Genomic DNA, 15,107 nt, shown 5'->3' on the forward strand with positions numbered 1-15,107 from the left:
TAACGCGGTAATTATTATGCAAAATTTCCCTTCTTCGGTCGCCATCACTGTGGCAAGCGAATCAGCACATGCGCTGCTTATCGCCAAAAAATTAGCCAAAGCCTTACAAGCGCGCGGCATCACCACCGCCATCGATGAGCCTTTGGCAGGGGCGACGATGGTGACCATCGCTGATGAAGCAGCACATGGCGCAGGCTCGATCCATCTTGCAGCGCACAAGCTTAATGGCGATGAATTTGCCGACAGCGACTATTTACAGACCTTATTTGCAGCGCCTAATATGGATGTTTTTGAGACGACAGATCGGCCACTGCATTTTGTGGCGATTACTGCTTGCCCGACAGGGGTGGCACATACCTTTATGGCAGCAGATGCATTGAAGCTGGGTGCTGAGCGTCGTGGCTACACCATTGATGTCGAAACGCAAGGCTCTGTGGGTGCTAAGAGCATTCTTAGCCAAGAGAGTATTGATCGCGCCGATTTTGTGATTTTGGCGACAGATATTGAGGTGAATACCGACCGCTTTGTCGGTAAAAAGGTTTATCGCTGTGGCACAGGTGTGGCACTAAAGCAAACCGATAAAGCCTTTGATGACGCCATCGCTACCGCATCACTACTTAGCTCATCAAAAACGGCAAGTAGCGAAAAAGCGGACAATACCCAAAAAGCAGGCGTGTATAAGCATCTGCTAACAGGCGTCTCTTATATGCTACCAATGGTGGTGGCAGGTGGTCTTTTGATTGCTTTGTCTTTTGTTTTTGGGATTAAGGCGTTTGAAGTTGAAGGCTCATTGGCGGCAGCCTTGATGGGTACAGGTAAGGCGGCATTTGGCTTGATGGTGCCGCTATTGGCAGGCTACATCGCTTATTCGATCGCTGATCGTCCTGGTCTTGCAGCAGGCTTGGTAGGTGGTGCGCTGGCTGGCACATTGGGCGCAGGTTTTCTTGGCGGTATCGCCGCAGGCTTTTTGGCAGGTTATGTCTCGCTATTTCTTGCCAAAAAACTGCAACTGCCTGTGACGCTTGAAGCACTAAAACCGATTTTGATCATTCCGCTATTTAGTACGCTGATTGTTGGCCTATCTATGTATTATGTCATCGGCACGCCAGTGGCTTATGTCTTGACGCAGATGGAGACCTTCCTCGCCAATATGGGTACGGCCAATGCTGTGATTCTTGGTATGATTTTGGCTGGTATGATGTGTGTGGATTTGGGTGGGCCGATCAATAAGGCGGCGTATGCGTTCTCGGTGGGTCTGTTGACATCAGAAAGTTATTTTCCGATGGCAGCAGCGATGGCAGGTGGCATGGTGCCAGCCATTGGCATCGGGCTTGCGACCATTTTGGCGGCCAAAAAATTCACCGAAAATGAACGCAGTGCCGGTAAAGCCGCGGTGGTCTTGGGTGCGTGCTTTATCTCAGAGGGTGCGATTCCTTTTGCTGCCAAAGACCCTGTACGCGTCATTCCTTGCTGTATCGCAGGGGGTGTGCTGACTGGTGCATTGGTGGCGCTATTTAACATCACTTTGGTGGCACCACACGGTGGGGTGTTTGTCCTACTAATCCCAGGTGCGGTCAATCATGCCTTGATGTATCTGGTAGCCATCGGTGCTGGCAGTCTATTGACGGGCGTGGCCTATGCACTGGTTAAACCAAAACAGCTGCCTGAACTCAAAGTCGCCGCCTAAGCATCAGTGAGGATTCATCAATGTTTTGGAACTGGATGAATTTGAGCAAAAAACATTGACAAAAAGATACAAAACCTGCCTGCTGGCGGGTTTTGTGTTTTTTATGAGCATGTTACAATAGGCGCATTTGTCGTAACACCTCAGCTCATCGACGACATTTTGGTGAATTGCTTGTGCTAACAGGTGATTTTGGTTAATGTTTTTAAACGGGAAGTGTATTGTGTATAGTGTGATCGGCGTATCTAGCCAAAAATCTATGAAACAATTTGGCTTGGTAATCAGTGCAGCAACCATGTGTGTATTGGCAGGATGTGCCAGCAAACCCACTTATAACAGCACCGCTGGCACAGGCGCCAGTGCATCAAGCACGCAGGTGATCACTGACAGCAAAGGCGTGCCAAATCGCTACCAAGTCAAGCAAGGCGACACCGTTAGTCGCATCGCGCAGCGTTATAACTTGAACTGGCGTGAGATCGGCCAGCTTAATAACTTAAACAGCAGCTACACCATCTACACTGGCCAATGGCTAACACTATGGACGGGCAGCATCAGCGCACGCGAACGCGCCATCCGATCGGGCGCAACCCAAACCACAGTTCAAGCACCAAGACCTGCCAGCACTCCAAGTCGTCCTGCAGCTCAAACGCCAACACCCACGCCAACACCTCAACCAGTGGCAGCGCCAAGCGTCAGCGCCGAAGCACCATTTGCCACAGGCAGCTCAGGCGTGATGCAGTTCCGCTATCCTGTGGGCAACAGCAATCCTGTGGTACGCCGCTTCGGTACGGCCACCGTCGCTGGATCGACCGTAACCAGCAACGGCATGTGGTTCTCAGGCAGAGAAGGGGATGCGATTAATGCCAGCAATTCAGGCACAGTCGTACAGGCTGATCGCAATATGGATGGCGCAAGCATCGTCATTCAGCATACCAATGGCTTTGTATCCAGCTATATCCACATCAAAGACGCACAAGTCAAAACGGGTGATACCGTTCGTACTGGCCAGCGCATCGCCAGTATGAAAAACCAAGCTGGCGGCTCAGCTTTATTTGAGTTTCGCATTGCCAGAAATGGCGTGTATGTCGATCCATTGACAGTATTAAAATAATCCGCGTGACGATGGCATCGATCACATCACTGCCCCAAGATCTGTGATCTTGGGGTTTTTGGTATTTGTGATAAACAATAAAAAGCCCTCAAAATCTAAGCATGATGTTGAGGGCTTTGTCCTATTTGAACAAAAGGATTATTCAAATACTCGGATATAAGCACCAGAGCGCAGCTCTTGCAGCCAATCTTCTTGGGCTTGAGGTGCTTGGCGAGAGAATAAGAACTCACGCGCGGCAGAGCGGCGATACTGTTCGGTGACATCTCTTTGGCGGGTGTTATCGATTTTTAGGATGTGCCAACCAAATTGTGAGCGAAATGGTGCAGAAAAGTCACCGCGTTCGGTCTGCTTCATCATCGCCTCAAACTCAGGCACCATATCTCCTTCATTCACCCAGCCTAAGCTGCCACGCTGTGCTGCTGAGCCTGCATCATCAGAGTAAGTCGCGGCTAATGTGGCAAAATCAGCGCCTTGTTGTAGCTCGCGGTACAGTGCATTGATCTTTTGTTCGGCCATCGCATTGCTTTGGCTGCCATCGACGCGTGCTAGGATGTGGCTGGTTTGCCATTCTGAGACGATTGTTTTGTCTTCAACTTTATTGATAAGCTTCACCACATCGATGCCATTAGCGGTCGCCATCGGTGCTGAGCTTTGGCCAACAGTCAAATTGGCAGCTTGGGCTAGGATCGTCGGTGGAATGCTGGTGGCTGGCAATAAACCTGTATCCGCGCCTTGCAGAGCGAGCGCGTAATTTTGGCGTGAGCGGCTTAGCACTTGATCCAAAGATGCACCAGCATCCAAGTCAGATTTGACGCGCTGAGCGGCCGCTAAGGCTTGCTCACGATTTTGATCTGTGGCATCGTTATTTAGATAGGGGACGCGAATGTGCAGCAGCTGATATTGATTTTGGTTTAGGCGTGCAGCTTCTGGACTTTTTAAGAAGGCATCGACTTGATCATCGCTGATGCGTACACGGCTTTGAACTTGATTTTGCCATAAAGCTTGCAGGGCGGCATCTTGGATCATTTGTTGGCGCAAGGCGGCATAACTGCCAGCGCGTTCGGTATCCAGCTTGGTTTGTAGCTCAGATAGGCTGTTAAGACCTTGCGCGCGCGCGACTTGGAGCAGCTGTTGATTGATGACGGTGTCATTAGCGACCATGCCAGCGCGATTGATCAGACCCAATTGTAGCTTTTCATTGATCAGGCCATCAAGTGCCATCGCTTGCGCTTCGGCAGCTGTGACGCTTGAGCCAGTTTTGTTAAGCTCAGTCATCACGATCTCGGTGGCTGCTTTGAGTTCGCTTTTTAGGATGATCTCGTCATTGACCTTAGCTGCGATGCCATCGGTGCTATTTCCGCTGATGGAGGCCTGTGCAGTTAGGCTTAAGCAGCCAATCAGGGCGACAGCCAAAGCGTGGTTGAGAAATTTGCCTTGCATGAATGATCCTTAAAATATCTATAAATAACATGAAACCATCACACACTTCGATGGCCAAAAAGCAGCGCTGCCACAAGTGTGCTTTTGGTTAAGCCGCTTGAGAAGCGCTGTTCATCAAATTGCCTAAGTGTAGCACTTGCCACACCAATCGTCAAATGCTGCTGACCTGACGCCCAAAATAATGATAATCAGTTTACAAAATTAATAATATCAAGCAAAGTTTCTTCATTATCCCAATGGCATAACGGGTCAAATCTTGGGCAGCTGATCATCAGCCAAATCTTAGTCCAAATCGGCAGCAAGGCTTGGTAGTCAGTAAGCGCGCTGCCATGCTTGCTGAACTTGATCATATCCCAGTACGCGCTCGTTTAGCAGACGGTTTAGGCGTCCGCCATTGGTGATGCCATTTAGGCGTACCTCGGCCATCACAGCGGTGTTCGGATCTTGATGTGGGTTGAAGGCATCGCGATAGCGTCGCGCGTAGATCGACAGACCATAACAGCAATCTTCATAATTAACCCCCACCAGCGAATCCATCACATAGTTTTGATGATAATCATATTGAACCTGACCCATCACACGCCAACGATTATTGATGGGGAAAATCGCAGCAGCAGTATAGGCGGACAAAGGTGCTTGATTGATCGCGCGATTTTCTTTACGCTCGATGATGCCAAGGTTAAATAACTTTTGGTCATCAGGCTGATAGCGCACTTGTGCCACAAAACTGTTCGGGTCGTAATTGGTAGCAAATGATCCTGAGGCATCGAGCCACAGATTTTGCTTAGGTTGCAGGCTTGCTTGCCAAGCCAAGCCTGAGCTTGTGCCACTGAAATTTTCGCTGTTATCAATGCCGACACGGACATCATCAAGCAATATCTGTTCAGCCACGCCAGCCTCGATGCGAGTACGGCCTTGACCATCGACATAGCGATAGCTGATGGCAGGGGTAAGCGCGTGCAGATCTTGGATGCGATCATAGCCTAAGAACCAGCTGTTGGCCAGTAGCTGCTCGTAACTGAGCTGCCCCAAGGTAGTCTCAAAATTAGGGATGTTTTGTTGATCTTTAAATGGCGTGTAGGTGTAATGCAGTCGTGGTGTCAATACTTGATGACCGCCTGCATCTTTAAATAAAAACGGAGCGCCTGATTTTTCAAAGAACAGACCGCTATCAATGCTCACAGTCGGCGCAAAGACCGAATAGCTGCCATCTTGCTTGCTTAAGTTTTGATCAGCCAGACTGTCTTCATCGTAACTGGTGTACAGATGCGACAAAGCAAGCTTGGGGGTGACATAGCCCCATGAACGCAACAGTGGGTAGCTGGCGCTGATTTGGTTAAACATTCTGGCGCCGCTTTTTTCGGGTTCTGAGTTATCTGTGATGGTTTTTTTAAAGTAGGCGGAGTTATGCACGCCGCTGATTTGTAAGCCTTCAGGCACGCCCATCCACGACTTTGGCAGGTGATAATTCACCGATAGCTGCGGCAGTCTGGCATAAGGGCGGTCTTTGTCAGCAATCGGATTACCGTTGATGTCATAACCCTCCAATCGCTGAAAATCTTCAAAGCGCAAATCAGCTGATACATTTTCATCCAAGAAACTTGCGCCGATGCGTCGTGGTAGATTCAGCTTAGTGGTCTCAAGCCCTAGCGTATCAAAATCGGACAGATAATTGGCATCGGAGACATATTGATATTGTGCATAAGCATTGATCTTATCAAACTGCTTGGGCTGCCAGCGATGATCAAAGCGCACGCGGCTGCGATCTTCATCTTGATACTGGCGATCGCTTGGCAGATAAGAAGCAGTCAGCTCCCCTGAACCATAATTTTCGGTCAAATAGCGAAACTCACCCGTCAGCATCGGATTGCGGTTGGTGAAAATGGTCGGGGTGATCGTAGCATCATAATTGGGTGCCAAATTCAGATAATACGGTGTGCTGATCTCAAAGCTGTCTGATGAGCCAAAGCCCATACTCGGCAACAAAAAGCCTGATGCACGGCGATTGTCAATTGGAAAATTAAAGTACGGCAAATAAAACACAGGTACTTCTTTGATGCGTAAAGTGGCGTTTTTTGCCACCGCGCGGCCAGTTTCGCTGTTAATATCAATGCTGCTGGCATCCAGATACCATTTGCGCTCTGTCGGTGGGCAGGTGGTGAACATCACATCTTCAAGTTGATATTGGCTGTCACTGACTTTTTGCATCTGCCCAGCATAGCCGTGTGCATTGATGGCAGTACTGGCAAAGGCCACATCTTGGGCGCGCGCGGTCTTGCCATCAGTGCTGTACGCTAGATTTTCGGCGACACCGATGATGCCAGTGCTTGATTTGGCAGCTGGATCGTGACCATCGCTAAACTGCACTTGGCCTTGGGCGATGGCTTGGCCTGTGATCGTATCCAAAGTCACTTTATCGGCGATGACTTGCTGACCATTTTGTTCGACGATGACATTGCCTGATAGCTCAGCATAGGATACAGCATCATAGTAGCCATAGTCTGCTTGGGCAAAGATGGTATCAGCTGGCAGCGGATTGCCATTGTCATCGATGCGTGCGATGCTGCTGCCTTGAGTTCTGGGAGCTTGGCTGATCGGCTGCACCCAAACGCCTTGACAGCGCGCATCTTGGCTGGGTTTGGCTTGATAATTCTCGGCAAGCTTGGCAAGACTTCGGCTTTTGGCGACGCCATTATCCATCCCTAACTTTTCAGCGATCTGCTGACCCAGTGCAGGTTTGTCATCGGTTGGTGCAGCATCTTGACTTTGCGCTACAAAATCATCCATCGCGGTGCTTGATGGCTGTGCTTGCGCCTGTACTGCAGGCACTTCGTTTGCTTGAGCTTGGGCGTCGATGGCACTAAAATCAAAGCCATCAAAAGCATTGGCATCAGCTGGCGTAGTGTCGGTCATCGGCTGAATATCAGCTGCCTGAGTGTCTGACAAAGTGGGCTTGGGTGCAATGTCAGTGGTTGTTTGAGCCTGAGCCGGCATTATAAAAGGCAGGCTGACTGCACCAAACAGCGCGCAGCGAATTGCCACAGCCAAATAAGTTTTTGGGGTGTGTTGGCTGACGGGCTGATTCAGACGAGTACGAGAGCAAATCACGATATGACCTTTTCAATATTAACGACACAATCAAATTTTGGCTATTTTACACCATTATCGCTGATGCGTGCGATTATTTTTTTATCAAAGTGGTGAATGACTTGGTGGTGATCATGATGCGTGTGATTTAATGGCTGTGCATTAAGACTATTGAAGTCCAAAACTAAAAATGCCATGCCAATCATGCTGATGTGATGGCGCAGGCTTAGGGGTTTTTGGGTGTTGGGTAGCAGGGATTTTTTTGTAATTTTACTGGTGAAAATCGGCAAAATCCGCTAAACTACTGCCAAATTTGGCGGTCATATGAGACTGATTTTTTGATCATATGAGTTGATGGTTTGGTGTGAATTGGGATTTTTTTTTGGCGTTGGTGATCAAATGGTGGGTAGCGCCATGATCCATGCGATAAAAATCCCTTGCCAACCGTGTATGACTTACCGCCCGATGGACTGCTTAACGTATATTAATTAAGAGATGAACTATGAATGATCTGCGCCATACTGAAATGATGAGCTTTTTAAATGCCAATTTGGCAGCAGGCTTTCGTGTTGAAAGTCTGCCAGGGGATGCCAGTTTTCGCCGTTATCACCGCATTCATTTGCCAGTGATAGCTGAGATGGGTAAGGCCGAGATGACCTATCTTTTGATGGATGCACCTCCCGAAAAAGAAAGCGTCACCGAATTTGTGCATGTGGCGGACATCATGAGCGAGGTGGTGAATGTGCCTGACATCATCGCGCGTGACATTGAGCGTGGGTTTTTGTTATTACAAGACTTTGGCACAGTAGAATTTGCGCATCTGATCCGTGATGATGCCAAGCATAAAGATGTGTATTATAGTCAAGCATTATCCACACTTGCTTCATTGCACAGTCTGGATACGCATGTGGATTTGCCTTTATATACCGATGACAAACTTCATCAAGAGATGGATCTGTTTGAGGCGTGGTTTTTGCCGTATGTCAATGTGTCGATGGATGATTATGCCAAAGCAGTTTGGCAGGCGCTAAAAGCACAGCTGATCACCGATATCGCCAAGCAGCCATCTGTGATTGTGCATCGTGATTATCACAGCCGCAATCTGATGGCCGATAAAGGCAGTGATGCGCTGGGCGTGATCGATTTTCAAGATGCGGTGATTGGTGCTTATACTTATGACTTGGTGAGTTTGGTGCGCGATGCTTATATCGATTATGACGAAAAATGGGTCGAAAAGCGCATTCTTGAGTTTTATGAATTGATCAATCCCAAAGTGGATTTTGGCAGCTTTATTGCCGAGACTAATGTCATGGGCGTGCAGCGTCATCTAAAGGTGCTGGGCATCTTTATCCGTCTGTCTGAGCGTGATGGCAAGCGCCGATATCTAAACGATATCCCCAAGGTGATGCGTGATCTATTGACCGAGCTTGACTGGCTACAGGCACATGGCGCTGCGCCTGTGTATGGCGAGTTTTTGCAGTGGCTGAATGCTGAAGTTCTGGCAGCTTATCAGAATCGTTTTGCCAACAGCAAAGAGCAGGGGGCGTAAGATGATTCACCAAGCGATGATCTTGGCGGCGGGCAAAGGTACGCGCATGCGCCCACTGACGCTCACCACCCCAAAGCCGCTGATCGCTGTCGCTGATAAGCCCTTGATCGTATGGCATATCGAGCGTCTGGCAGCAGCTGGCATCACACACATTGTCCTAAATGCTGGCTATCTGTCTGATGTGCTGATTCAGGGGCTTGAGGCATTGAACCTGCCTGATCAGCTGGGTATCAGCCTTCAGATCTCAGTGGAAGCAGGTGAGCCTTTGGAGACTGCTGGCGGCATCAAATATGCTTTGGAGCAGGGTTTATTAAAAAATGAGCCGTTTATTTTGGTCAATGGCGATGTGTGGAGCGAGTGTGATTTTGCACCGCTGATGGCGCATCAGCTGGGTGATGATCTGGCGCACTTATTGTTGGTGGATAATCCAGAACATCATCCATCGGGCGACTTTGAGTTGATCAATGGACGCGTACAGGCCAAAAGCGGTAAGGGCGATGCCTTGACTTTTGCTGGCATCAGTGTGATGTCGCCTAAGATCGTTGCCGATGTCGGTAGTCAAGAGGTCGCAGCATTGGCTCCGCGCCTAAAAGCTGCGATGGCCAAGGGGCAAGTCACAGGCGAGCATATGCAAAAGGCTTGGTTTGATGTTGGTACCCTTGAGCGTCTGGCGCAGGTCACCCAGTACATCAACAACCGGCGCAGCTTATCTTAGGCAGTCGAGATTGGGATGATTGAGATAATTAATAAATATGAAATAAATCAATAACTTATAAAATTTGTTGCTATTTTTTCATATTTTATCTCAAAAAGTATTTGACACTGGCGTAAATTTCTATATAATACGCACCACAACGAACGAACACAGCAACACATTGTAGCGTGTTTGGTTCTAGACTTAAAATGTGATACCTTGACACAGTATCAGTTTTCCAAATTGGAAAAGACATTTTAGGGTGGTTAGCTCAGTTGGTAGAGCATCTGCCTTACAAGCAGAGGGTCAGCGGTTCGATCCCGTTACCACCCACCACTATGCAGCGGTAGTTCAGTTGGTTAGAATACCGGCCTGTCACGCCGGGGGTCGCGGGTTCGAGCCCCGTCCGCTGCGCCATCTTCGAAGATCCCAAGCTTAATCGCTTGGGATTTTTTTTGTTAAAATTTTATCATAAAAACTTCTGCTGCCATCTTTATCCCTGATAAATTTTCGTATAAAATACAAAAGCAAATTTATCGCAACAACAGGGAATGATTATGAAACGAAGTCCTCTTACGCTTGCCATCTTGACAAGTCTTGCCATCACGACTGTCAGCATCACGCACGCAGCTCCGCTGTTACAGACGCATGGTGACTACAGCTATGCCAACCACCACAAAGCCAATGCTTATCTTGAGATCGATGTCAAAGCCTTTGAAGATAACATCACACGCCTACAAAATACACTCAAAGATGACACCAAAATCTGCGCCATCATGAAGGCAGATGCCTATGGCAATGGCATTGACCTGCTTATGCCAAGTATCAACAAGCTCAATGTGCCGTGCATCGGCATTGCCAGCAATGAAGAGGCGCGTGTCGCTCGTGCGCACGGCTATCAAGGCACCATCATGCGCGTGCGTCTGGCCAGTGGCGATGAGGCTGAGGCGGCGCTAGAATACGGCATCACTGAGCTGACCGGCAGCTTGCAGCATGCACAGGCACTAAGTGCCATCGCCCAAAAACATGGCAAAACCATCGAGTATCATCTGTCGCTGAATGCTGGTGGGATGGATCGCAATGGCATCGATATGGATGGTGCATCAGGTCAGCGTGATGCCATCGCGATCACCAAACTGCCAAATCTGCGCATCACGGGCATCATGACGCATTATGCCAATGAAGATGTCGATTTCGTGCGTGAGCGCTTGGCAAAATTCAATGAACAAAGCCAGTGGCTGATCCAAGCGGCGAATCTTGATCGTAACAAGCTGACCTTGCATACCGCCAATTCTTTTGCCACGATCGCAGTGCCTGAGAGTCATCTGGATATGGTGCGCCCTGGTGGTCTGATCTATGGCGACACCATCGATGCCAAGCCTGCTTATAAGCCTATTATGAGCTTTAAGACCAAAGTTGCCTCTGTGCAGTTTTATCCTGCAGGGACAAGCGTTGGCTATGATGGCACCCATACTTTGATGCGTGATTCATATCTGGCTAATTTGCCATTTGGCTACTCTGATGGCTATCGCCGTGCGTTCACCAATAAAGGCGTGGTGCTGATTGGTGGCATGCGTGCACCAGTACTTGGTAAGACCTCGATGAACACCACCATGGTGGATGTGACCGATATCATCGTCAAGCAGCCTGTCAATATCAATGATGAGGTGGTCATCTATGGTGCGCAAGCAGATGCACGCATCAGCCAAGCTGAGATTGAGGACATCAACGAGGCATTGCTGGCCGATTTGTACACCATCTGGGGCAACTCAAATCCACGCCTAATCAAGCCCTAAGCCATCATCTGATGATACGGTACAGGTGGCTTTGGGCATCTAAGTTTAATTTAAATCATAAGCCGTGCATCAGCGCGGCTGCTACTTTTACTTTTGGGTGAAGAATGATTGTTCGGGATAAATCAAACAGCCTTAAGCTTTTGTTCGTATGGCGCGGTACCGTGCTGCCCAGAGTGCTGCCGACGATCTTGGGTATCATGCTACTGTCCTTGCTGTCTGGACTGTTGACCCGATACCATTGGTTTGATATCACTGCGGTGCCTGCAGTAGGTTTTACCATCTTTGGTGTGGTGATCTCGATCTTTTTGGGGTTTCGCAACACTGCCTGCTATGATCGCTGGTGGGAGGGGCGTAAGTTGTGGGGCGCGCTGATTGCCAATACGCGCCATCTGAGCCGTGACAGTCATTTTTTGCCAGCCAAAGACAGGCAAGTGCTGCTGTATCAGATGCTGATGTTTGTGGCGACGCTGCGAGATCGCTTGCGTGGCCAGCCCATTCACCGCGCACAATTTGCTTACACTCAGATTGATGAGGCGCATTTGGATTGGCTTGATAACCAGATCAATGCCCCGCAGCGCGTGCTAGAGTCGATGCAGCAGCAGCTGATTGATGCCGTCAAACAAGGCCACATCAGTGATATTATTTATATGAGTATCCAAAAGCATGTGATTGAGATGGGCAATATCCAAGCTGGCTGTGATCGCATTCATGGCACACCATTACCATTTCCGTATTCGGCGCTGCTGCATCGCGCGGTGTACTGTTTTTGTTGGATGTTGCCGTTTGGCTTACAGTCGGTAATGGGCTTATGGACGCCGCTGTTGGTTGGTTTTATTTGCTATTTATTGCTGGGTTTGGATGAATTGGCGCAGCAGCTAGAAGAGCCATTTGGGCGCGATCATCATGATCTGGCGCTCGATACCATGGTGCGTTTGATCGAGCGAGAGACTTTGATGTTGATGGATCGACCGCTGCCTGAGCCTTGGCAGATGGATAAGAATTTTAATTTTAGCTGAGCGCAGTGATCATCTATAAATGCATCGAACCGTGATTTTGGGTCACACATCACCAAACTGCGCTTGGCACAGCTTGATAAATTCATGACCAAATTTGCGAATCTCGCTGTCATCACGCACCGCAATCCAACTGGTAAAGCGACCAAAATAAGTCACAGGAATGGCTACCAAATCAGGATAATGCTTGGGCTGATACGCCATCTCAGCGATGATGCCGATGCCAAGGCCTGCCGAGACATAGGTACTGATCACATCCGAGTCAAGTGCCGCCAGTACAATATCAGGGGCAAAGCCTGCTGTCTCAAAGCTCTTGTCAATCGCACCACGACCAGTAAAGCCACCATGATAAGTGACAATCGGATAGCTTGCCAAAGTTGGCAAGTCAATGCCATCGACTTGATCGGCAAATACCGCCAGCTCATGATCTTTTGGGACGATGACCACGTGCGACCAATCATAATAGCGATGACAGCGTAGGACATCATTATTCAACAGGGATTCAGTGGCGATGCCGATATCGGCTTGTCCACGGATCACCATCTGGGCGATGGTCTCAGGGTCAGCTTGCTGTAGCACAAGATTGACTTTATCAAATTTTTGGCGAAACTCTTTGACAATCTGCGGTAGCACATAGCGCGCTTGCGTGTGCGTCGTGGCAACTGTCAAAGTGCCTGCTTGAGCGTTATTAAAATCAAGGCTTAAATTTTCGATGGTGCGAATCTCAGCAAAAATCGCCTCAATGTGCGGCAATAATGCCTTGCCAATCGGCGTAAGTCCAGTCAGACGCTTGCCTTGGCGAGTAAACACATCGGCCTTGAGCTGATTTTCTAGGGCGGCGATTTGCTTGGATAAGCTTGATTGGCTGGTGTGTAGCAGCTCAGCGGCTTGGCTGAGATTATAGCCATTGACCACAGTATGCCAAACGGTTTCTAGTTGCTTAAGCTGAATTTGCAAATGTCGCTGATTGATGACGATGTCAATTGCCATAATTGCCCTTGTGAATCAATAAATAAAAATAGTTAATCATACCGAATTTTTATAAAAAAAGGTAGGATAAAATGCAAAATTAATAACAAATCCATCAAAAATACGGTAAAATGTGGCCTTTATGAATTGACAAACCAGATTTGGCGTCACAATCATCGATAATGGCACCAAATCATGATGATGGGCTGGTAAACTATGAGCGGTACAAATATTGACCAATCGACGCAAGTCAGTGCTTGGCAAGCGTTTACAAAGGCGTATTTTAATCCACAGGCATTGGCTTTGGCGTTTTTGGGCTTTGCAGCAGGCATTCCGATTTTGCTCGTGTTTTCAAGCCTAGGGCTTTGGCTGCGTGAAGCAGGGATTGATCGTGCGACCGTGACGATGTTTAGCTGGGCGGCATTAGGTTATTCGTTTAAGTTTATTTGGGCGCCACTTGTGGATGCGTTGCCGTTACCGATTCTGACCCGTCTGCTTGGTCGTCGTCGTGGTTGGCTACTACTGACCCAAGTGATGATCATCACCGCACTGGTATTGATGGCAATGACCAATCCCCAAGGCAGTGAGCAGATGCTTGGTGTCATGGCGGCAGGGGCGGTGCTACTGGGTTTTTCATCGGCTTCCCAAGATATTGTCATCGATGCCTATCGTATCGAGTCAGCACCAGCGGATATGCAGCCTGCTTTGTCAGCGACCTATGTGGCGGGTTACCGTGTGGGGATGATTGTCTCAGGTGCAGGGGCTTTGTATTTGGCGGACTTTTTTGGTTCGACGATGGAAGCTTATAATTATCTGGCTTGGCAAAAAACTTATCTGATCATGGCGGCAGTGATGCTCATCGGTGTGGCGACGACACTCATCATCCGTGAGCCAAAAGTCGCCATCAAGCCAATCACCAATGAGACCCGTGATTATCTGTGTTTGGTGCTGGTATTCGTGCTGTCTGTGGTGGGCTTTATCATCACTTATCGTACGATAGGCGGTGTATTGCCTGAGACCGAAAGCGTATTAGCAGGCTTTTTGTATGGCTGCGTGCAGTTTATCTCAAGCTTTGTGGCGTTTACTGTGATTGGCTATGCACTGGTCAAAGTAGGCGTGGTCGCCCAATCGGTAGCGATGAAAACTTGGGTAGAGCCTGTGGCGGATTTTTTTGCTCGCTATGGCAAAAAAGCACTGCTACTGCTTGCTTTGATTGGTCTGTATCGTATCAGTGATGTGATTGCAGGGAATATTTCAAATATCTTTTATCAAGATTTGGGCTTTAGTAAGACCCAAATCGCTGATGCGGTCAAGGTCATGGGCGTGGTCGCCAGTATCGGTGGCGGCTTTATCGGGGGCTGGCTTGCCCAAAAGATGAATATCATGAAGGCAATGAGTGTCGGTGCGATTTTGGCGTGTGTAACCAACTTGCTATTTATTCTGCTATTTATGACACCGACTGTGCCGATGATGTACTTTGCGGTGATTACCGATAACTTGGCGGCAGGTCTGGCCAGTGCGGTATTTATCGCTTTCTTGTCGGCATTGACATCGATTCGCTTTACAGCGGTGCAGTATGCATTGTTCTCATCATTGATGACATTAGCGCCGAAGCTGATGGGCGGCTACTCGGGTGCAATCGTTGATGCGACAAGCTATGCATTTTTCTTTGGCTTTACTTTCTTGGTTGGTGTGCCTGTACTGCTGTTGATTTATTTGGTCAACAAGCACATTGACATCAGCGAGCCACAGATTGGCGATTGA

10 protein-coding genes and 2 tRNA genes are annotated in these 15,107 nt (G+C 48.7%); 9 read left to right on the forward strand and 3 right to left on the reverse strand.

Annotation, left to right across the window (positions count from 1 at the left end; all coding sequences use genetic code 11):
- Positions 1 to 16: 16 nt before the first annotated feature.
- Both AZ602_RS05510 and AZ602_RS05515 read left to right on the forward strand, forming a co-directional pair.
- Positions 17 to 1,687, forward strand: coding sequence for a fructose-specific PTS transporter subunit EIIC (locus AZ602_RS05510; RefSeq protein ID WP_103034069.1), 1,671 nt, complete (start codon positions 17 to 19; stop codon positions 1,685 to 1,687).
- A gap of 256 nt (positions 1,688 to 1,943) precedes the next feature.
- On the forward strand, positions 1,944 to 2,795 hold the full coding sequence (locus AZ602_RS05515) for a peptidoglycan DD-metalloendopeptidase family protein (protein ID WP_227525183.1): 852 nt from the start codon (positions 1,944 to 1,946) through the stop codon (positions 2,793 to 2,795).
- 138 nt (positions 2,796 to 2,933) lie between these two features.
- Here the strand turns inward: AZ602_RS05515 and AZ602_RS05520 are convergent, their stop codons facing one another.
- Together AZ602_RS05520 and AZ602_RS05525 are read right to left on the reverse strand one after the other, a co-directional pair.
- Positions 2,934 to 4,235, reverse strand: coding sequence for a peptidylprolyl isomerase (locus AZ602_RS05520; RefSeq protein ID WP_103034071.1), 1,302 nt, complete (start codon positions 4,233 to 4,235; stop codon positions 2,934 to 2,936).
- 312 nt (positions 4,236 to 4,547) lie between these two features.
- Complete coding sequence (locus AZ602_RS05525) at positions 4,548 to 7,343, reverse strand: LPS-assembly protein LptD (RefSeq protein ID WP_227525184.1); 2,796 nt, start codon at positions 7,341 to 7,343, stop codon at positions 4,548 to 4,550.
- Between the two features lie 481 nt (positions 7,344 to 7,824).
- On the opposite strand from AZ602_RS05525, the gene AZ602_RS05535 reads away from it, so the two are divergent.
- From AZ602_RS05535 to AZ602_RS05560, 6 genes are all read left to right on the forward strand, one after another.
- The gene (locus tag AZ602_RS05535) at positions 7,825 to 8,871 is read left to right on the forward strand and encodes an aminoglycoside phosphotransferase family protein (protein WP_103034073.1); all 1,047 of its coding nucleotides are present in this window, start codon (positions 7,825 to 7,827) and stop codon (positions 8,869 to 8,871) included.
- Between the two features lies 1 nt (position 8,872).
- On the forward strand, positions 8,873 to 9,586 hold the full coding sequence (gene murU, locus AZ602_RS05540; protein ID WP_103034074.1) for an N-acetylmuramate alpha-1-phosphate uridylyltransferase MurU: 714 nt from the start codon (positions 8,873 to 8,875) through the stop codon (positions 9,584 to 9,586).
- A 239-nt stretch (positions 9,587 to 9,825) separates the two neighbouring features.
- Positions 9,826 to 9,901: transfer RNA gene (locus AZ602_RS05545), tRNA-Val, on the forward strand.
- Positions 9,902 to 9,905: 4 nt separating this feature from the next.
- Positions 9,906 to 9,982 (forward strand) — tRNA-Asp (locus tag AZ602_RS05550).
- A 140-nt stretch (positions 9,983 to 10,122) separates the two neighbouring features.
- Positions 10,123 to 11,361 (forward strand): alanine racemase, encoded by a 1,239-nt coding sequence (gene alr / locus AZ602_RS05555; RefSeq protein WP_103034075.1) that lies wholly within the window; start codon positions 10,123 to 10,125, stop codon positions 11,359 to 11,361.
- Between the two features lie 104 nt (positions 11,362 to 11,465).
- Positions 11,466 to 12,377, forward strand: a complete 912-nt coding sequence (locus tag AZ602_RS05560) for a bestrophin family protein (protein WP_103034076.1) — start codon at positions 11,466 to 11,468, stop codon at positions 12,375 to 12,377.
- Positions 12,378 to 12,419: 42 nt separating this feature from the next.
- Here AZ602_RS05560 and AZ602_RS05565 read toward each other — a convergent pair whose 3' ends face one another.
- On the reverse strand, positions 12,420 to 13,364 hold the full coding sequence (locus AZ602_RS05565) for a LysR substrate-binding domain-containing protein (RefSeq protein ID WP_103034077.1): 945 nt from the start codon (positions 13,362 to 13,364) through the stop codon (positions 12,420 to 12,422).
- A 195-nt stretch (positions 13,365 to 13,559) separates the two neighbouring features.
- On the opposite strand from AZ602_RS05565, the gene AZ602_RS05570 reads away from it, so the two are divergent.
- Complete coding sequence (locus tag AZ602_RS05570; RefSeq protein ID WP_103034078.1) at positions 13,560 to 15,107, forward strand: MFS transporter; 1,548 nt, start codon at positions 13,560 to 13,562, stop codon at positions 15,105 to 15,107.

The organism is Moraxella sp. RCAD0137, from assembly GCF_002894025.1.
GTDB classification, from domain to species: Bacteria; Pseudomonadota; Gammaproteobacteria; order Pseudomonadales; family Moraxellaceae; genus Moraxella; species Moraxella porci.